15 protein-coding genes and 1 pseudogene are annotated in these 18,026 nt (G+C 51.2%); 11 read left to right on the top strand and 5 right to left on the bottom strand.

Annotated features, from left to right (window positions below; translation table 11 throughout):
* The first annotated feature begins 1 nt into the window (after nucleotide 1).
* Complete coding sequence (locus OGV38_RS24525; RefSeq protein WP_016151451.1) at nucleotides 2–346, top strand: gamma-glutamylcyclotransferase family protein; 345 nt, start codon at nucleotides 2–4, stop codon at nucleotides 344–346.
* Between the two features lie 42 nt (nucleotides 347–388).
* Here OGV38_RS24525 and OGV38_RS24520 read toward each other — a convergent pair whose 3' ends face one another.
* The 3 genes from OGV38_RS24520 to ppa form a co-directional block, all read right to left on the bottom strand.
* Entirely contained in the window at nucleotides 389–2,398 is a 2,010-nt protein-coding gene (locus OGV38_RS24520; RefSeq protein ID WP_286475377.1) for a TonB-dependent receptor domain-containing protein, read from the bottom strand.
* Between the two features lie 83 nt (nucleotides 2,399–2,481).
* Nucleotides 2,482–3,552: a 7-bladed beta-propeller protein YncE gene (gene yncE, locus OGV38_RS24515; RefSeq protein ID WP_286475372.1), complete on the bottom strand. Its 1,071-nt coding sequence runs from the start codon at nucleotides 3,550–3,552 to the stop codon at nucleotides 2,482–2,484.
* Between the two features lie 199 nt (nucleotides 3,553–3,751).
* Nucleotides 3,752–4,279 (bottom strand): inorganic diphosphatase, encoded by a 528-nt coding sequence (gene ppa / locus OGV38_RS24510; protein ID WP_003025726.1) that lies wholly within the window; start codon nucleotides 4,277–4,279, stop codon nucleotides 3,752–3,754.
* A gap of 309 nt (nucleotides 4,280–4,588) precedes the next feature.
* Between ppa and ytfQ the strand changes: the two genes are divergently transcribed.
* The 5 genes from ytfQ to OGV38_RS24485 all read left to right on the top strand — a co-directional run bounded on the left by ytfQ (nucleotide 4,589) and on the right by OGV38_RS24485 (nucleotide 10,373).
* Nucleotides 4,589–5,545, top strand: a complete 957-nt coding sequence (gene ytfQ / locus OGV38_RS24505; protein ID WP_049270636.1) for a galactofuranose ABC transporter substrate-binding protein YtfQ — start codon at nucleotides 4,589–4,591, stop codon at nucleotides 5,543–5,545.
* Between the two features lie 85 nt (nucleotides 5,546–5,630).
* Nucleotides 5,631–7,133: a galactofuranose ABC transporter, ATP-binding protein YtfR gene (gene ytfR / locus OGV38_RS24500; protein WP_286475369.1), complete on the top strand. Its 1,503-nt coding sequence runs from the start codon at nucleotides 5,631–5,633 to the stop codon at nucleotides 7,131–7,133.
* A gap of 13 nt (nucleotides 7,134–7,146) precedes the next feature.
* On the top strand, nucleotides 7,147–8,169 hold the full coding sequence (gene ytfT / locus OGV38_RS24495; RefSeq protein ID WP_016155534.1) for a galactofuranose ABC transporter, ATP-binding protein YtfT: 1,023 nt from the start codon (nucleotides 7,147–7,149) through the stop codon (nucleotides 8,167–8,169).
* Nucleotides 8,156–9,157: a galactofuranose ABC transporter, permease protein YjfF gene (yjfF, locus tag OGV38_RS24490; protein WP_016151457.1), complete on the top strand. Its 1,002-nt coding sequence runs from the start codon at nucleotides 8,156–8,158 to the stop codon at nucleotides 9,155–9,157. Before ytfT ends, yjfF begins: the two co-directional genes overlap by 14 nt.
* Nucleotides 9,158–9,260: 103 nt before the next feature.
* A complete protein-coding gene (locus OGV38_RS24485; protein ID WP_016155535.1) occupies nucleotides 9,261–10,373 on the top strand; it encodes a methyl-accepting chemotaxis protein in 1,113 nt (370 codons plus the stop codon).
* Between the two features lie 51 nt (nucleotides 10,374–10,424).
* Here the strand turns inward: OGV38_RS24485 and fbp are convergent, their stop codons facing one another.
* Complete coding sequence (gene fbp / locus OGV38_RS24480) at nucleotides 10,425–11,423, bottom strand: class 1 fructose-bisphosphatase (protein ID WP_016151459.1); 999 nt, start codon at nucleotides 11,421–11,423, stop codon at nucleotides 10,425–10,427.
* A gap of 175 nt (nucleotides 11,424–11,598) precedes the next feature.
* Here fbp and mpl point away from each other — a divergent pair.
* The 5 genes and pseudogenes from mpl to OGV38_RS24455 all read left to right on the top strand — a co-directional run bounded on the left by mpl (nucleotide 11,599) and on the right by OGV38_RS24455 (nucleotide 17,364).
* Nucleotides 11,599–12,974, top strand: a pseudogene (gene mpl / locus OGV38_RS24475) (UDP-N-acetylmuramate:L-alanyl-gamma-D-glutamyl-meso-diaminopimelate ligase).
* Between the two features lie 286 nt (nucleotides 12,975–13,260).
* A complete protein-coding gene (locus OGV38_RS24470) occupies nucleotides 13,261–14,013 on the top strand; it encodes a MurR/RpiR family transcriptional regulator (RefSeq protein ID WP_016151461.1) in 753 nt (250 codons plus the stop codon).
* On the top strand, nucleotides 14,013–15,335 hold the full coding sequence (locus OGV38_RS24465; protein WP_269518285.1) for a 6-phospho-beta-glucosidase: 1,323 nt from the start codon (nucleotides 14,013–14,015) through the stop codon (nucleotides 15,333–15,335). The genes OGV38_RS24470 and OGV38_RS24465 overlap by 1 nt, the downstream gene beginning before the upstream one ends.
* Before the next feature lie 16 nt (nucleotides 15,336–15,351).
* Nucleotides 15,352–16,041, top strand: coding sequence for a 6-phosphogluconolactonase (locus tag OGV38_RS24460; RefSeq protein ID WP_016151463.1), 690 nt, complete (start codon nucleotides 15,352–15,354; stop codon nucleotides 16,039–16,041).
* Between the two features lie 6 nt (nucleotides 16,042–16,047).
* Entirely contained in the window at nucleotides 16,048–17,364 is a 1,317-nt protein-coding gene (locus OGV38_RS24455; protein WP_016155539.1) for a PTS sugar transporter subunit IIC, read from the top strand.
* A 63-nt stretch (nucleotides 17,365–17,427) separates the two neighbouring features.
* Here OGV38_RS24455 and yjgA read toward each other — a convergent pair whose 3' ends face one another.
* Nucleotides 17,428–17,979: a ribosome biogenesis factor YjgA gene (yjgA, locus tag OGV38_RS24450; protein ID WP_016151465.1), complete on the bottom strand. Its 552-nt coding sequence runs from the start codon at nucleotides 17,977–17,979 to the stop codon at nucleotides 17,428–17,430.
* Between the last annotated feature and the right edge of the window lie 47 nt (nucleotides 17,980–18,026).

The following is an 18,026-nucleotide window of genomic DNA, read 5'->3' as shown; positions in this document are numbered from 1 at the left end:
AATGCGAATATTTGTCTACGGCAGTTTACGAACCAAACAAGGCAACAGCCACTGGATGACCAATGCCCTGTTGCTGGGAAATTTCAGTATCGACAACTACCAGTTGTATAGCCTGGGCCACTATCCAGGCGCCGTTCCAGGAGAGGGAACAGTACACGGGGAAGTTTATCGTATTGATAACGCCACGCTGGCAGAGCTTGACGCTCTGCGTACCCGTGGCGGTGAATACGCACGCCAGTTAATTCAAACGCCGTACGGAAGTGCATGGATGTACGTGTACCAACGTCCGGTTGATGGCTTAACGCTGATTGAAAGCGGTAACTGGTTAGACCGAGACCAGTACTGATATGAACACGCCACCCTCGGGTGGCGTTGTTTTATTCTGGATTTAAAACTCCACGCGCGCGCCGAGGTTATAGCGGCGTCCTTCCACCTGTGCGGATTCGTTCCACGCGGTTGTCAGTTTCGGATCTTCATCCAACACGTTGTAGACCCCAGCCATCAGTTGCGTGTGCTTATTGAGCTGATAACGTACGCCTACGTCCACCATTGTGTAGTCATCGTATTTATAGTTATTGCCGCTGTTGCGGTTACTGCTGCGATAATTCACCGTACTCCATACGTCCAGGCTTTGCGTTGCCGCCCAGTTCAGCGACAGATTCGCCATATGGCGCGGATAATCGTTGAGCGCGTAGCCTTTGTTAACGCCGCTTTTTTGTTCGCTGTGGTTCCAGGTGTAGTTAGCGTTGGCTTTTACATCGGCGGTAATCTGCCAGTCGGCATTCAGTTCTATACCGTATACATCCGCCTCGCTGACGTTGAAGTATTTACTGACGGAATCCGCGTTGTAGCCGTTGACGGAGCACTGGTTCGTCGACGTGGTTTCACAAATAGTTTGTTCAGCAATTTTGTCTTTGAACTGCGTATAGAAGACGGTGCTGTCGAGCGATAGCGCATCTCCCGTCCAGTAGAGGCCCAGTTCAGAGTTAACGCTTTGTTCAGGTTTCAGGTCGTCGTTACCAACGGTGAGGAAGGGATAAGGTACGGTTGAGCCGTAAGGAGTTACGAAGTTGCTGGACGTCGCGCGCAGCTCCGGTTTTTTATAGCCTGCGGAAACGCCGCCTTTCAGCGCCCAGTCATTGCTAAAGGCCCAGTTACCGTACATTTTCGGCGTAATATGTGTGCCAAAATTGTCATCCTGGTCCATCCTCGCTGACGTGGTCAGGATGAAATCGCCAATGCTCCAGCCGTCTTCAGCAAACAATGCCCAATCGTTACGGCTGATTTTGGTCACCGGGTCAGATCCGGGCAGCGTTTTGTTGGCCACATCAAAGCGGTCATTCAGCTCTTCGCGCGTGAAATTCGCCCCAACGGTCAGTTTATGGGTGTCGAGCGTGAAAGTGGTTTGCGAATTGGCGACGTAGTTCTCCATCTGCACATACTGCGGGGACTGTCCGTCATAAACGTACTTCGAACGGCCTTTTTCATAGTTTATGTAGTTGGTTGTCGCGATGGTGTCGTCTGCATACCAGCCGGTATGCGTCAGGGTGGCGGCGTTACGATCGAACAGCCATGACCACGGCGCACCGCGTTTCTGGGTACGGTTTTTTTCCTGCTCACCGGTGACCACGTTGAGATCGAACAGGTTATTCTCGCTGGCGGCCAGGCCCAATGTCATATCAACGGATTTACGATTGTGTTTGCCAAAATAGTTATTGCGATCGTCATCGCGACGGTCAAGCCAGTCGGCCGCCACGCTAAGGCCGAGAACATCGGGCACAATCGGCCCCATGGTAAACAAATTCATCTGGCTGGTATTACCTAAATACTGGTGTTCCTGCAGCCAGGTATTGGCAGCAATTGCCGTGGTCCACTCTTTTGCGCCGTACGGTTTTTTGGTAATGACGTTAACCACACCGCCGATGGCGTCTGAACCGTACAGCGAGGACATCGGCCCACGGATAACTTCGATACGCTCAATGGCCTCCATTGGCGGTAAGAAGTTGGCTTCAGTACCAATATCATGTCCGTAAGGACGAGATTCACCGGTATTTTGTTTGACGCTGTTGACCATAAAAGCGGTATAGGACGGGTCCATGCCGCGGATCATAATGCTACCGGCGTTCATGCCACTGCTGTTGGTGACCGAGACACCGGGAAGGTTTTTAATGGCTTCACCGATGCTACGGTCCGGCTGAATATCCAGCGTGTTACGATCGATAACTGAAATAGTGGCCGGCGCTTCGCGTTTTTGCTGCGAGAATCCGGATGCGGTGATCACCATTTCATCTTCGCTAGTGCGTGAGGTCTCGGTGAGTTCTTCTGCCTGGGTGGGGAAAATAACACCGCCTGAGAATGCAACGATCCCTGTCAGCGTAATAAGTTGACGCGTTTTCATAATATAGACACCTGAAAAGTAAAAAATAAAAACATCACCTTGCAGCTCAAAAAAGCTGCAAGGTGCAGATAGTTTTTTAATTATTAATATTTAGAGAGATCGATTTTCAGCACGTAGTCGGGCTTCACACCTGTCATTTTTTCCGACTGTTTGACGCTGACGTACAGGGTGTTAGCATCTGCCGAGAGCGCCAGGCTGTTAGGTAATGCATTGGTTTCAATGCTTTGTTTTACCTGGTAGGTCTTGCTGTTCACAATGCTGATGCGTTTAGCATTACGGTGGGTGATATAAACTTCCTGGCGTTTTTCGTTATATATCACTACCAGCGAGTTAATAACCTTAATTGGTGCAATAACCTTACCGGTATTAAGATCAAAAACCAGTACGTCCGCTAAATCCGGATCGGTCAGGAATGCGCGGTTATTTTTTGCATCCAGGGCAATATTCAGGAAAAAATGTTTTTTATCTGGCTCAATGGTAAAGCGATTAATAATTTGATGGTTGGTGGTATCCAGCGTAATAAGTTCGTTTCGGCCATTCACAACATACAGGCGGTTCTTATTTGCATCCACGGCCATGCCGGTCGGGTACTGGCCCATGTTCTCGAGGGTGGCGATTTTCTCGCGCTTTTGTGTGTCCACCACCCAGACTATGCCCTTTTCAGCCACGCCGGAAACGTACAGACGGTGGTGCTGTTTATCGAGCACCATTTCACGCGTATGAACAATATCTTTCGGGTTTTTGGCTTCGCTCAGTTGCAGTATCGCCAGCTCTTTACCGCTGCGGGTATCGACTAGCGTTACTGAACCTTCCAGCGTGTTGCCGACATACAGCACCTGGTTTTCTTCATCCAGCGCGGTGGCAAAGGCACGACGACTGGTGTCGATGACTTCAGTCGTCGTGAGTTTCTCCAGATCGAGTTTGTAGATAAGCCCGCTGGTTTTATCTTTATCAAACGACGGCGACGAGGCGACAAAAAGCGCATTCTGCTGGCTATCAACCGCCAGCTCATACACGCCGTTACCGACATCGCGAGTCAGAAAATCTTTCTCAGGTAGCGTCTGCGCCACGCTGGACAGGCTGGTAAATAACAGCGCTGTGGCGAGTGCCACGCAGGAATAGCGTTTCAGGGACTTCACATTGTGGAGGTTCATTGACTTTTATTCACATTTATTTACATGATGAGAATGATAATGAGATCTAATATCATTCGCAATTAAGATAAATGAAATGTGACTACCCATTCTGGTAGGTCAAAAAGAAAACAGCGAAGGGGAGAGGTGGTAGAACGTAGAAATTTAAAAACCCTTACTAACCAGAGACTGGCGTTCAGGGTTTTAAGCTAACGCGAACTTACTTCTTCGCGCGCTCGAAAGAAGCAACGATTTCAGCTTTAGCGGCTTCAGCGTTGTCCCAACCGTCAACTTTCACCCATTTGCCCGCTTCGAGATCTTTGTAGTGTTCGAAGAAGTGGGTGATCTGTGCTTTCAGCAGTTCCGGCAGGTCGGTCACATCTTTGATGTGATCGTATTCTTTGCTCAGCTTAGTGTGCGGAACCGCAACCAGTTTCGCATCTTCACCGGATTCGTCAGTCATTTTCAGTACGCCAACCGGACGGCAGCGGATCACTGAACCTGGCTCCAGCGGGTACGGAGTCGGGACAAGAACGTCTACTGGGTCACCGTCCAGAGACAGGGTGTGGTTGATGTAACCGTAGTTGCACGGATAGAACATCGCGGTGGACATGAAGCGGTCAACGAACAGGGCGCCGCTCTCTTTGTCAACTTCGTATTTGATCGGATCTGCGTTGGCAGGGATCTCGATAACAACGTAGATATCTTCCGGCAGATCTTTACCGGCAGGGACGTTGAGTAAGCTCATGTCTGTTTCCTTTAAATAAGCTATGGCAAACAAGTGGCGGGTATTATAGCCAACTCGCGCTGAATGTCTCCGCTTGTTTTCGCTTTCTCTGCGCTCATTTTCTTCTTTTTACCCCTCTCTCGTGACAGAAAAATCCATATCTTCAGCCGCATTTTTCATAGCGGGATGAAAGCGATTACAAAGTTGTGATTAACGTTTTATTTACTTTTTTGAAGTGTGATGTAACGCAATTCGTTACATGCTCAATTATCTATAGTTTTTTCGCGACGGTTTATTAACCAACAATAATCACCCTACGAGGACGCACTTATGTGGAAGCGCTTACTTTTAGTCACAGCAGTTTCGGCAGCCATGTCGTCTATGGCAATGGCAGCCCCTTTAACCGTAGGATTTTCGCAAGTTGGCTCTGAATCCGGCTGGCGCGCCGCAGAAACCAACGTTGCGAAAAGCGAGGCTGAAAAGCGTGGTATTACGCTGAAAATCGCTGACGGCCAGCAAAAGCAGGAAAACCAGATTAAAGCAGTTCGCTCATTTGTTGCGCAGGGCGTTGACGCCATCTTTATTGCGCCGGTCGTGGCAACGGGTTGGGAACCGGTTTTAAAAGAAGCTAAAGATGCCGACATTCCGGTCTTTTTGCTCGATCGTTCCATCGATGTAAAAGACAAATCTCTCTATATGACCACGGTCACCGCCGACAACGTGCTGGAAGGTAAATTGATCGGCGACTGGTTGATTAAACAGGTGAACGGCAAGCCGTGTAACGTCGTTGAGCTGCAAGGGACCGTCGGGGCCAGCGTGGCCATCGATCGTAAAAAAGGGTTTGCTGAAGCCATCGCCAACACGCCAAACATTAAGATTATCCGCTCACAGTCCGGCGACTTCACCCGCAGTAAAGGGAAAGAAGTGATGGAGAGCTTTATCAAAGCGGAAAACAATGGCAAGAACATCTGCATGGTTTACGCCCACAACGATGACATGGTGATCGGGGCAATCCAGGCGATTAAAGAAGCAGGCCTGAAACCCGGCAAAGATATTCTGACCGGTTCCATCGACGGTGTACCGGATATCTACAAAGCAATGATTGACGGTGAAGCCAACGCCAGCGTCGAGCTGACGCCGAATATGGCAGGCCCGGCATTCGACGCGCTGGAGAAATTCAAAAAAGACGGCACGATGCCTGAGAAGCTGACCATTACCAAGTCGATCCTCTATCTGCCGGATACGGCGAAAGAAGAGTTAGAGAAGAAGAAAAACATGGGCTACTAGTTTTGCTGCCGGTCTTCCGTAGGCCTGATGGCGTTGCGCTTATCAGGCCTACGAAAAGGCCGTGATTTCGTACCGGAGGAATGCCATGACCACCGACCCCCATCAGGAAATCCTCCGCACCGAAGGATTAAGCAAATTCTTTCCCGGCGTCAAAGCGCTGGATAACGTGGATTTCAGCTTGCGTCGCGGTGAGATTATGGCGCTGCTGGGAGAAAACGGAGCCGGTAAATCGACGCTGATCAAAGCGCTGACCGGCGTTTACCATGCAGATCGCGGCACGATCTGGCTCGAAGGCCAGCCTATCTCCCCCAAAAATACCGCCCATGCCCAGCAGTTGGGGATCGGTACCGTGTATCAGGAAGTGAATCTGCTGCCCAATATGTCGGTAGCGGATAACTTGTTTATTGGCCGTGAACCGCGGCGTTTTGGCCTGCTGCTGCGCAAGCAGATGGAAAAACGCGCGACGGAGTTAATGGCGTCATACGGTTTTTCACTCGACGTGCGCGAGCCGCTGAACCGCTTTTCCGTGGCGATGCAGCAGATCGTCGCCATCTGTCGGGCGATCGATCTCTCCGCGAAAGTGCTGATCCTCGATGAGCCCACCGCCAGTCTTGATACCCAGGAGGTAGAAATGCTGTTCGGCCTGATGCGGCATCTGCGCGATCGGGGCGTCAGTCTGATCTTCGTTACCCACTTCCTCGATCAGGTCTATCAGGTCAGCGATCGCATTACCGTCCTGCGTAACGGCGGCTTCGTTGGCTGCCGTGAAACCCGCGAACTGCCACAGATCGAACTGGTCAAAATGATGCTGGGTCGCGAACTGGATACCCATGCGCTACAGCGTGCGGGCCGTACGCTGCTGAGTGATAAACCAGTGGCGGCCTTTAGCGACTTTGGCAAGAAAGGCACCATCGCGCCGTTTGATCTACAGGTGCGCCCTGGTGAGATCGTCGGTCTCGCTGGACTGCTGGGATCCGGGCGAACGGAAACGGCGGAGGTGATCTTCGGTATTAAACCCGCCGACAGCGGCAGTGCGCTGATCAAAGGCAAAGCGCAGACCTTGCGATCGCCGCATCAGGCTTCGTGTCTGGGGATCGGCTTCTGTCCGGAGGATCGCAAAACGGATGGTATTATCGCCGCCGCTTCGGTGCGGGAAAACATCATTCTGGCATTACAGGCGCAGCGTGGCTGGCTGCGGCCTATTCCGCGGAAAGAACAAAATGAGATTGCCGAGCGTTTTATCCGCCAGCTCGGAATTCGCACCCCCAACGCTGAACAGCCGATCGAATTCCTCTCCGGCGGCAATCAGCAAAAAGTATTGCTCTCGCGCTGGTTACTGACCAAACCGCAGTTCCTGATCCTCGATGAACCTACGCGTGGGATCGGCGTCGGCGCGCATGCCGAGATCATCCGCCTGATCGAAACGCTGTGCGCGGATGGTCTGGCGCTGCTGGTGATTTCATCCGAACTGGAAGAGTTAGTGGGCTATGCCGATCGGGTCATTATTATGCGCGATCGCAAACAGGTGGCCGAGATCCCGCTGGCTGAACTGTCCGTACCGGCGATCATGAACGCCATTGCGGCCTAAGGAGACTATGGTGATGCCTCAATCTCTCCCTCAATCCACTCCGCCGCAACGGCGATTCCGCTGGCCAAAAGGCATGCCACAACTGGTGGCGCTACTGCTGGTGCTGCTGGTGGATAGCCTGGTCGCACCGCACTTTTATCAGGTGATTTTGCAAGATGGTCGGCTGTTCGGTAGCCCGATTGATATTCTCAACCGTGCCGCCCCCGTGGCGCTGTTAGCGATTGGCATGACGCTGGTGATTGCCACCGGCGGCATCGACCTTTCCGTAGGCGCCGTCATGGCCATTGCCGGTGCCACCACCGCGGCGATGACGGTGGCCGGGCACAGTTTGCCGGTGGTGCTGCTTGCCGCCTTAGGCTCCGGCATTCTGGCAGGGTTATGGAACGGGATTCTGGTGGCAATCCTCAAGATCCAACCGTTCGTTGCCACGCTAATCCTGATGGTGGCCGGGCGCGGAGTGGCGCAGCTTATCACCTCCGGGCAGATCGTCACCTTCAACTCGCCCGAACTGTCGTGGTTTGGCAGCGGCTCGCTCTTACTGTTCCCCACGCCAGTGATCATTGCCCTGCTAACGCTGGTGGTGTTCTGGCTACTGACGCGTAAAACGGCGCTGGGGATGTTTATTGAAGCGGTAGGCATCAACATTCGTGCGGCAAAAAACGCCGGGGTGAACACGCGCATTATCGTGATGCTCACCTATGTGCTGAGCGGTCTGTGTGCGGCTATCGCCGGCATTATCGTCACGGCGGATATCCGCGGGGCAGATGCCAATAACGCCGGATTGTGGCTGGAACTGGATGCCATCCTGGCGGTAGTCATCGGCGGCGGCTCGCTGATGGGCGGGCGCTTTAATCTGCTGCTGTCGGTGGTCGGGGCATTGATTATTCAGGGCATGAATACCGGGATTTTACTGTCGGGCTTCCCGCCAGAACTAAATCAAGTGGTCAAAGCCGTGGTGGTGTTGTGTGTGCTGGTCGTGCAATCACAACGCTTTATCAGCCTGATAAAAGGAGTGCGTGGTCATGATAAAACGTAATTTACCGCTGATGATCACCCTCGGCGTGTTTGTACTGGGTTACCTCTACTGCCTGACACAGTTTCCGGCTTTTGCTTCAACCAGAGTTATCTGCAATATCCTGACCGATAACGCTTTTCTGGGCATCATCGCCGTGGGCATGACTTTCGTGATTCTCTCTGGCGGGATCGACCTGTCCGTTGGCTCGGTGATCGCGTTTACCGGCGTATTTCTGGCGAAGGCCATTGGCTACTGGGGTATATCTCCGCTGTTGGCGTTTCCCCTGATTCTGCTGATGGGCTGCGCGTTTGGCGCGTTTATGGGGTTACTGATTGATGCGCTGAAGATCCCAGCATTCATTATTACCCTGGCGGGAATGTTCTTCCTGCGCGGCGTCAGCTATCTGGTGTCTGAAGAGTCGATCCCAATTAACCATCCGGTTTATGACATGCTCTCAAGCCTGGCATGGAAAATTCCCGGCGGCGGTCGCCTGAGTGCAATGGGATTGCTGATGCTGGCGGTAGTCGTCATTGGCATATTCCTGGCGCACCGTACGCGCTTTGGTAATCAGGTTTACGCGATTGGCGGCAACGCCACCTCTGCCAACCTGATGGGGATCTCAACCCGCAGCACGACCATCCGTATCTATATGCTGTCGACCGGGCTTGCGACGCTTGCTGGCATTGTCTTTTCAATTTACACCCAGGCGGGTTATGCGCTGGCGGGCGTCGGCGTTGAGCTGGATGCGATTGCCTCAGTCGTGATTGGCGGAACCCTGTTGAGCGGTGGGGTCGGTACGGTGTTAGGAACGTTGTTTGGTGTCGCCATTCAGGGGTTGATCCAGACCTACATTAATTTTGACGGCACATTAAGTTCCTGGTGGACGAAGATCGCGATTGGCATTTTATTGTTTATTTTTATTGCCTTACAGCGCGGTCTGACGGTACTTTGGGAAAATCGTCAAAGCTCGCCAGTAACCAGAGTGGGCACGGCGGCAACACCAAAGTAACATCCTGATTTTTCACTAAACATTTAAATACCTAAACTTTTTCCGGTTGTAGTCGATAGGTTCTGTACAGGTCTGTTTTAACCCTACAACCGGAAATATAACGATGCCAAAATCCCTTTCAATTCGATCAAGTTTGTTGGTGTTATTGTCTCTGCTGACGTTCCTTCTGTTGCTGACCGGCGGTATGGGGCTATATGCCTCTACCCGTATCATTACTTCGTTGATTTACCACGGTATTATGAGTGCCTCGATGTTGGCTGCCCTCGCATTGCTGGCGGTGATTTGGTTCATGTTGCGAAATAAGTTTCTCAAGCCGCTGGATAATATGGTTGAGCAACTGGAACGCCTGGCGACGGGGGATTTGTCGCCGGTTACCGCGCTGTCGGCCAGCGCCGAATTCAACCGTCTGAACGCGGCAATGGATGAAATGCGCCATGCGCTGGGCGACTCGGTACAGCGTGTCCGCGATGCCAGTTTACAAATTGATATTGGTAGCCGTGAGCTGACGGCCGGGAACCAGCATCTGGCACAACGTACTGAATCGACAGCCACTTCGCTGGAGCAGACCGCCGCCAGTATGGAAGAACTCACGGCGACCGTGAAACAGAATGCGCAGAACGCGGAACAGGCACACCAGTTGGCAAAATCGGTGTCGGATACCGCCGATCGCGGCAGTGAGATGGTGTGCTATGTGATTGAGAAAATGCGCGATATTTCCGGCAGTTCCAGCCGAATCGCCGACATCCTCAGCGTAATCGACGGTATTGCTTTCCAGACCAATATCCTGGCGCTCAATGCTTCTGTTGAAGCGGCGCGTGCCGGTGAGCAAGGGCGGGGCTTTGCGGTCGTTGCGGGTGAAGTGCGTAATCTGGCCAGCCGCAGCGCCGAGGCGGCAAAAGAGATCCGCACGTTAATCAGCGATTCACACACCCACGTGGGAGAAGGCAGCGAGCTGGCGCAGCAGGCGGGCGAAACCATGGATGAGATTGCCAATGAAGTGATGCGCATGACCAAACTGATGCGTGAAATTGCCAGCGCGTCGCAGGAACAGAGTCGCGGCATTGAGCAGGTGAATATCGCGGTGATTCAGATGGATGAAACGGCGCAGCAAAATGCGGCGCTGGTACAGCAATCTTCAGCGGCTACCCGCTCGCTGGAAGAGCAGTCACATGCGCTGCTCGAAGCAATGGCGGCGTTTAAAGTACAAACGGCGTAGGGTTAAATTTGCCGGATGATGGCGTTAACACGTCTCATCCGGCAAAGCGTATTACGCGTCCGGGAATTCGCGGATAAAGCGTTCTACATCTTCAACCATATGGTCGTTACCTACGAAGAAGGAGCGACGCTGGTGCAGGCTTTCCGGGGTGATATCCAGAATGCGATCTTTACCATCGCTCGCTTTGCCGCCCGCCTGCTCGGCCAGGAAGGCCATCGGATTGCATTCGTACAGCAGACGCAGCTTCCCTTGCGGGTGGCTGGCGGTGCTTGGGTACAGGTAGATCCCGCCTTTGAGCAGATTACGATGGAAATCCGCAACCAGAGAGCCAATGTAGCGCGAGGTGTACGGGCGCTGAGTTGACTTATCTTCTTCCTGGCAGAATTTAATGTACTTCTTCACGCCGTTCGGGAATTTAATGTAGTTGCCTTCGTTAATGGAGTACGTGCTGCCTTTCGCCGGGAAGCGCATACGTTCCTGGCTGAGGCAGAATACGCCCAGAGAAGGATCGTAGGTGAAGGCGTGTACGCCACAGCCGGTGGTATACACCAGCATGGTGGAAGAACCATAAACAACGTAGCCCGCAGCAACCTGCTTGTTGCCTGGTTGCAGGAAATCCTCTTCCGTGACCGGCGTGCCGACTGGGGTTACGCGGCGATAAATAGAGAAAATCGTACCGACAGAGACGTTAACATCGATGTTGGATGAGCCATCCAGAGGATCCATCAGCACAACATATTTTGCGTGTTCACAGCCTTCAAAGACGACGATTTCATCTTCTTCTTCCGAGGCAATGCCCGCCACAATGTCGCGCGCCTTCAGTGCAGCTTTCAGTTTTTCGTTCGCGAACAGATCGAGTTTTTGCTGAACCTCTCCCTGCACGTTCTCAGCACCGCTGGCACCCAGGATATCGACCAGACCGGCCTTGTTGATATCGCGGTGGATGATCTTGGCGCCCAGCTTTATTGCCGACAACAAAGCAGTGAGTTCACCGGTAGCATGAGAAAACTCGTGCTGCTTTTCGACAATAAATTCACCTAACGTTTTCATAACACTTTCCCTGCAATTTATGTGGAGTAAAGCGACCGCAACAATATTAACAAATATTTCCATTGTCGCGCTTAGGTGAATCGCGCCAGCAAACTACGGAATATCCTGAAATGCGTTTCTCACTTGCCGGACATGTGCGTAAAATGGCACCCAGATTAAAAAAGGATAGTGACGTATGCGCATTCATATTTTGGGAATTTGTGGCACTTTCATGGGCGGTCTGGCGATGCTGGCGCGCTCACTCGGTCATGAAGTAACCGGTTCGGACGCCAATGTGTATCCGCCGATGAGTACCTTACTTGAGAAGCAAAGCATTGATCTGATTCAGGGTTACGATGCCAGCCAGCTCGATCCGCAGCCGGACCTGGTGATCATTGGCAATGCCATGACCCGGGGTAATCCGTGTGTGGAAGCGGTGCTGGAAAAGAACATTCCGTATATGTCCGGCCCGCAGTGGCTGCATGACTTTGTGCTGCGCGATCGTTGGGTACTGGCGGTTGCGGGGACGCACGGCAAACCACCACCGCCGGAATGGCGACCTGGATCCTCGAAGCCTGCGGCTATAAGCCTGGCTTTGTGATCGGCGGCGTACCGGGTAACTTTGAGGTTTCCGCGCGCCTGGGTGAGAGCGACTTCTTCGTGATTGAAGCGGATGAGTACGATTGCGCCTTCTTCGATAAGCGTTCTAAATTCGTACATTACTGCCCGCGTACGCTGATCCTCAACAACCTTGAGTTCGATCACGCGGATATTTTTGACGATCTGAAAGCGATCCAGAAACAGTTCCACCACCTGGTGCGTATCGTGCCGGGCCAGGGACGCATTATCTACCCGGAAAACGACATCAATCTGAAACAGACGATGGCGATGGGCTGCTGGAGCGAACAAGAGCTGGTTGGTGAACAAGGTCACTGGCAGGCGAAAAAGCTGACCACTGATGCATCCGAATGGGAAGTGTGGCTGGACGGTGAAAATGTTGGCGTGGTGAAGTGGGGCCTGGTAGGTGAGCACAACATGCACAACGGTCTGATGGCGATTGCTGCCGCGCGCCATGTTGGCGTCGTGCCTGCGGATGCAGCCAATGCGCTGGGCTCGTTCATCAACGCCCGTCGCCGTCTTGAGCTGCGCGGCGAAGCCAATGGCGTGACGGTGTATGACGATTTCGCCCATCACCCAACGGCCATTCTGGCAACGCTTGCGGCGCTGCGCGGTAAAGTGGGGGGCACGGCGCGCATCATCGCGGTGCTGGAACCACGCTCGAACACCATGAAAATGGGCCTGTGCAAAGATGACCTGGCGCCGTCGTTAGGGCGTGCGGACGAAGTGTTCCTGCTGCAACCCCCGCATATTCCGTGGCAGGTAGCAGAAGTCGCTGAAGCCTGCGTTCAGCCTGCGCACTGGAGCGGCGATGTGGATGCACTGGCAGATATGGTGGTGAAAACTGCACAGCCTGGCGATCACATCCTGGTGATGAGTAACGGCGGGTTTGGTGGCATCCATCAAAAACTGCTGGATGGCCTGGCGAAGAAAGCCCAGGCAGAAGAAGAGTAAAAAATGCCCGGTGGCGCTATGCTTACCGGGCCTACGATCCGTTGTGGGCCGGATAAGGTGTTTACACCGTTATCCGGCACTTTCTCAGGAGCACGATCTCCGTTGCCATCCGGCCTTCTGGTTACGCCATACTTCTCAACGGAATGGGAAGCCTCCATATGGAAATTTATAACTCAGATCGCAGAAATTAATTTCTAAATCATAAAATCTATTTCCGCTTTTCCCTTGCTAATATCCCCTCGAGAGCCAATGTGGCGTAAGTGCCACATAATAAAAGGTGCGCTCCATGCGAAAAAATTTAACCAATAACGAACTGCGAGTTTATAAATTCTGTCAGGAGAACCCTGCTGATGTTTATAAAATGAAAATTCATGAACTGGCAGATCGCGTTTATACTACCGCGCCATCTATTTCTAAGTTGGTAAAGAAATTAGGCTTTAATAATTTCCAGGAGTTTAAGGTCAACATTCGGGACGTATTCTCCAGATCGCAAAACTCGCAGCACCATAACGCGTTTGTTAGCGAATATATACAAGAAATGCAGGATGCTTTAACCAGAGTGTCTGAGAATAAAGTCAAAGTCTTTTGTGATTTTTTGTCCGACTGCAATACGATTATCACCTGGGGATACGGTACATCAGATAGCGTGGCGAACTATGTTAGCTATAATTTGATGGTGCTGGGCTTTAATATCCTCAATGAAACCGACTACACCAACTGTAATGTCCGCAGCCGCTTTCTGACCGCTAACGATTGTATGCTGATTGTTTCCAACAGCGGTGAGTCAGAAATGCTGGAAGAGATAATTTTTAATGCCAGAAAAAACGGCATCAAGGTGGCCGCGATTACCAGCCGGGAAAACTCTACGCTGGCGCTTAAGGCCGATGCGGTCTTGATCTACAAAAACGCCATTATTAAAGATACTGCTTTCGAAAATATAAGCTATCCGATCCAGATAGCCATCGTAGATATTATGCTTTTCCATTTATCCAATGTCAGAAAAGTGTCGTTGAAATTTAATTCAAAAGTAGAAGACTAATGAAAAAACTAAAACTCGTGGTGATTGGTGCGGGTAGCAGCTATACGCCAGAACTGATTGAAGGGGTAATTAAAAACTACCACCAGCTTCCCATCTCTCACATCGCTTTTGTCGACGTTGAAATGGGTAAAGAGAAAATGAACATCATTTTCGACCTCACCAAAAGAATGCTTGCCAAAGCAAATTTACCAATTGATGTCATCCAAACTTTTGACCGCAAAACAGCGCTGCTGGGTGCCGACTTCGTGGTGACTCAACTGCGCGTCGGTGGTATCGATGCCCGAATCGTTGATGAAAAACTGCCGAAGTCATACGGTTTTATTGGCCAGGAAACCAACGGTGCGGGCGGGATGTTCAAAGCTCTGCGCACCATTCCGGTCATCATTGAAATAGCGAATGAAATGAAGGCGATTTGTCCAAACGCCTGGCTGATTAACTTCACCAATCCAGCTTCCATGGTGACAGAAGCGGTACTCAAATACAGCCACAACAATCGGGTCATCGGCCTGTGCAATGGTCCTGTCAATATGACCCATCAGGTGGCCGGGCTGCTGAATGCCAACGTAGAGGATTTATACGTCGAGTTCAAAGGCTCCAACCATATGAACTTTATTACCAAAATTTTGCATAACGGCGTCGACCGTACCCGCGAAACCATCGAGATAATCAACGCCGCCGACGTCGATGCACTGAGCTTTAAAAACATCAGCAATGAGCAGTTTAATAAAGAGCTGCTGGCCGCCACCAATCTGATCCCCTCTTCCTATTTAAAATACTACCTTAAGACGACTGAAATGCTGGCCGAGCAGGAAGCAGCCGAGCAATCACGGGGTGAGATCGTCAAAAATATCGAAGCCGAACTGTTTAAAAAATACAGCGACGTTACGCTTCAGGATAAGCCTAAAGAGCTGGAAGCCCGCGGCGGTGCGCTTTATTCCACCGCCGCGCTGAACGTTATTCGCGCTATTTACCTCGACGATAAGAGCATTCAAACCGTCAACGTTCGAAACGATGGTGCTATCACTAATTTACCGGAAGAGGCGGTAGTTGAAGTGAACTGTGTGCTTACCCGTAATGGTCCGATTCCAATTTGTACTGGCGAGATCCCATCTCCTGCGAAAGGGATTGTTTCCATGATGAAAGACTATGAAGCGCTGATCGTCAAAGCCGCCGCCACCGGCGATTATCAAGCGCTTATTTCAGGCTTTATTTTCAACCCATTATGCTCAAGCGACACTTCGGGCGTGGCGTTAGTCAAAGAGATGCTGCTGGCCAATAAAAAGTATCTTCCTTTATTCGCCAAAAAGATTGAATCACTTTAATAGCGAGAAGAAACGGATGAAATGTACAACGTTTGATACCAATGCCGCGCTGGCTGAACAGGTCGTTAGTGAGCTATCCGCGCTCAAACCACATTCTCGCGTGCTGATCCCCTCCGGTAGCACGCCTCACTGGATTTACGAAGCACTGGCAGCGACACCGTTTGCCGAACGCCTTACCTTCTTTGCGCTGGATGAGTGGGTCAACGTGCCCAGCGAATCAGATGGCAGTTGTCTGAACATGATTAATCAGGACTTTGTGCACAAATGTGCCTATCCGGTGCGGTTAGTCCATTTCAATCCGTTTGCCTCTACGGCACAAAATATTGCCCATTACCAAACCGCGCTCAACGGTGAAGAGTTTGACTATGTAATTCTGGGCGTGGGAATGAACGGGCATATCGGCTTAAACGAGCCGGGCGTGCCGTTTGATGAGGATTATCTACAAACTGAACTGGATGACGTAACAATTAACGTCGCCAGCCATAAATACTTCTCCGGAGATGTCACCCTCACCGAGGGTATTACCGTCGGGCTGAATAAAATCATCAAGGCTGGAAAAGTGATTGTCATCATCAACCACGATACGAAAAAAGATATTTATCAGGAGATTGTTAACGGCGATGCGCACCACACTCAGGTTCCTGCCATCTATATCAAGCAGTTCCCGCAGGTTAATTATTACGTGACAAAAAACCTTATAGGGTAAGCGGGCATGAGCATAACCTCTCTACTCGAACAAAAGATGTTGCCACTGGCCGAGAAAATCTCGTCAAACATCTACCTGACCGCACTAAAAAATGCGTTTATTGCCCTGATTCCCTTTTTGATTGTCGGTTCATTTTTCGTATTGTTAACCAACTTTCCTGTTAACGGCTATCACGAGTTTATGAGTTCGCTGTTAGGGGAAGGCGTGCTGGATAAGCTCAATTACGGGATTAACGCCAGCTACGGATTAATGACGCTGCTGGTGATTATCACCTTCTCAAAGGAGTTAGTTGAAAAGCTTAATCTCAGCCAAAGTTCCGCTATTTTACCAGTGGCGATCTTCTTCTTAATGTCGCCTGGTCATATTACGACAGGATCGGGAGAAATCGTCGCCGATGCTTACGCGCTGCTCGACTTTAGCTCTGAATCGATGTTCTTAGGGATTATCGTTACTGTGGTCACCATCAAGGTGGTTCAGTTTCTGGAAAACAGGGCTTTTACCATCAAGATGCCTGCGAGTGTCCCGCCAGAGATTGCCAGGTCGTTTAAATCGCTGGTACCTATCTTCTTAGTGCTACTGTTCTGGATTATCGTCAAGGTGCTGTTTGAGAACACGCCTTTTGGTACGCCGGGGAAATTTATCAGCGTCATGCTGCAACAGCCGTTGCTGTATCTGGGGAATTCCCTCTTATCGCAACTGATTGCTGAGATGATGATCAGTTTCTTCTGGTTCTTTGGGATCCATGGCGACTCTATCATGACATCCGTAATGGGGCCTATCTGGCAAACGCTCAGTGCGCAGAACCTGGCGCAAACTCAGGCCGGGCTGGTAGCGACCAACATCATTACTCAGCAGTTCAGGGATGTCTATTTGATTGCCGGCGGTACGGGTTTTACCGGGGCACTGTTGATTAGCATCTTTATGGTTGCCAAAAGTACGCGATTAAAGCAGCTCTCACGGCTGGCGGCACCGGCGGCAATTTTTAACATTAATGAGCCGGTTATTTTTGGTTTGCCAATCGTGCTTAATCCGCTGATGCTTATCCCGTTTATCATTACCCCAATGGTGCTGTGTACGGTTACTTATGTGGTTATCGCATTCGGCTGGGTTCCCCCCACCTCTGGTATCTCCATTCCCTGGACAACGCCGATCTTTATTTCTGGTTTCCTCACCACCGGGATTTCAGGCATTGTTTTACAGGCCGTGAATCTGGTTATCGCCACCGCGATTTATACACCGTTCGTGAAGATTTTAGATAAGCAGTATCTGCATGAAGAGAGTCAGTCAGAGAACGCTATGGGCGAAATGCAGCCCCAGCAGTAAGAGCACAGAATCCAGGCCGGATGAAGTATTTACATCATCCGGCACTTTCTGCAGACGAAGAGGTTAGATTTCGTTTTCCGCCAGTTCACGCAGATACTGGAAAATCTGACGTGCTGATTTCGGCGGCTTGTTGCCTTCTTGCTCTTTCTTCGCATTGCGAACCAGAGAACGAAGCTGCTGGCGATCGGCGTTTGGCCACAGGTTCAGCACTTCCGCTACCGCATCATCACCTTCGGCGATCAGGCGATCGCGCAGTTGCTCAAGCTTGTGAAACAGTACAACCTGTTGGTTGTGACGGTTTTTCAGCTTGTCCAGCGCCTGACGGATAGGATCAACATCGCGCTGGCGCAACATTTTGCCAATCAGCTGCAGCTGGCGGCGGCGACCTTCCATCTTAATACGCTGGGCCAACTCAATCGCGGCACGTAAATCCGCGTCGAGCGGGATCTTATCCAGCGCGTTTTTCCCCAGTTTTACCAGTTCCACACCCAGGTGTTTTAACTCCTCGGCGTCACGTTTTATTTCACTTTTACTGACCCAGATAATTTCATCGTCTTCGTCTTCGATGTCATCACCGGGAACGTCGTCGAGCCAGTCTTCGGGCTGCTTAGTCATGTCAGGCTCCTTAAAAAAAGAGGCTAATGTTACCAGTTAAGATGCGC

The sequence above is a fragment of the Citrobacter sp. Cb080 genome (assembly GCF_030334745.1).
GTDB lineage: Bacteria > Pseudomonadota > Gammaproteobacteria > Enterobacterales > Enterobacteriaceae > Citrobacter > Citrobacter braakii.
The sequence above is the reverse complement of the archived record's forward strand: the minus strand, read 5'-3'. Positions and strand labels throughout refer to the sequence as shown.

What these genes read in the sequence shown, in the direction of transcription:
- OGV38_RS24525 (WP_016151451.1), top strand. Translation starts at nt 2, where the DNA reads ATGCGAATATTTGTCTACGGCAGTTTACGAACCAAACAAGGCAACAGC.
- OGV38_RS24520 (WP_286475377.1), bottom strand. Translation starts at nt 2,398, where the DNA reads ATGAAAACGCGTCAACTTATTACGCTGACAGGGATCGTTGCATTCTCA.
- yncE (WP_286475372.1), bottom strand. Translation starts at nt 3,552, where the DNA reads ATGAACCTCCACAATGTGAAGTCCCTGAAACGCTATTCCTGCGTGGCA.
- ppa (WP_003025726.1), bottom strand. Translation starts at nt 4,279, where the DNA reads ATGAGCTTACTCAACGTCCCTGCCGGTAAAGATCTGCCGGAAGATATC.
- ytfQ (WP_049270636.1), top strand. Translation starts at nt 4,589, where the DNA reads ATGTGGAAGCGCTTACTTTTAGTCACAGCAGTTTCGGCAGCCATGTCG.
- ytfR (WP_286475369.1), top strand. Translation starts at nt 5,631, where the DNA reads ATGACCACCGACCCCCATCAGGAAATCCTCCGCACCGAAGGATTAAGC.
- ytfT (WP_016155534.1), top strand. Translation starts at nt 7,147, where the DNA reads ATGCCTCAATCTCTCCCTCAATCCACTCCGCCGCAACGGCGATTCCGC.
- yjfF (WP_016151457.1), top strand. Translation starts at nt 8,156, where the DNA reads ATGATAAAACGTAATTTACCGCTGATGATCACCCTCGGCGTGTTTGTA.
- OGV38_RS24485 (WP_016155535.1), top strand. Translation starts at nt 9,261, where the DNA reads ATGCCAAAATCCCTTTCAATTCGATCAAGTTTGTTGGTGTTATTGTCT.
- fbp (WP_016151459.1), bottom strand. Translation starts at nt 11,423, where the DNA reads ATGAAAACGTTAGGTGAATTTATTGTCGAAAAGCAGCACGAGTTTTCT.
- OGV38_RS24470 (WP_016151461.1), top strand. Translation starts at nt 13,261, where the DNA reads ATGCGAAAAAATTTAACCAATAACGAACTGCGAGTTTATAAATTCTGT.
- OGV38_RS24465 (WP_269518285.1), top strand. Translation starts at nt 14,013, where the DNA reads ATGAAAAAACTAAAACTCGTGGTGATTGGTGCGGGTAGCAGCTATACG.
- OGV38_RS24460 (WP_016151463.1), top strand. Translation starts at nt 15,352, where the DNA reads ATGAAATGTACAACGTTTGATACCAATGCCGCGCTGGCTGAACAGGTC.
- OGV38_RS24455 (WP_016155539.1), top strand. Translation starts at nt 16,048, where the DNA reads ATGAGCATAACCTCTCTACTCGAACAAAAGATGTTGCCACTGGCCGAG.
- yjgA (WP_016151465.1), bottom strand. Translation starts at nt 17,979, where the DNA reads ATGACTAAGCAGCCCGAAGACTGGCTCGACGACGTTCCCGGTGATGAC.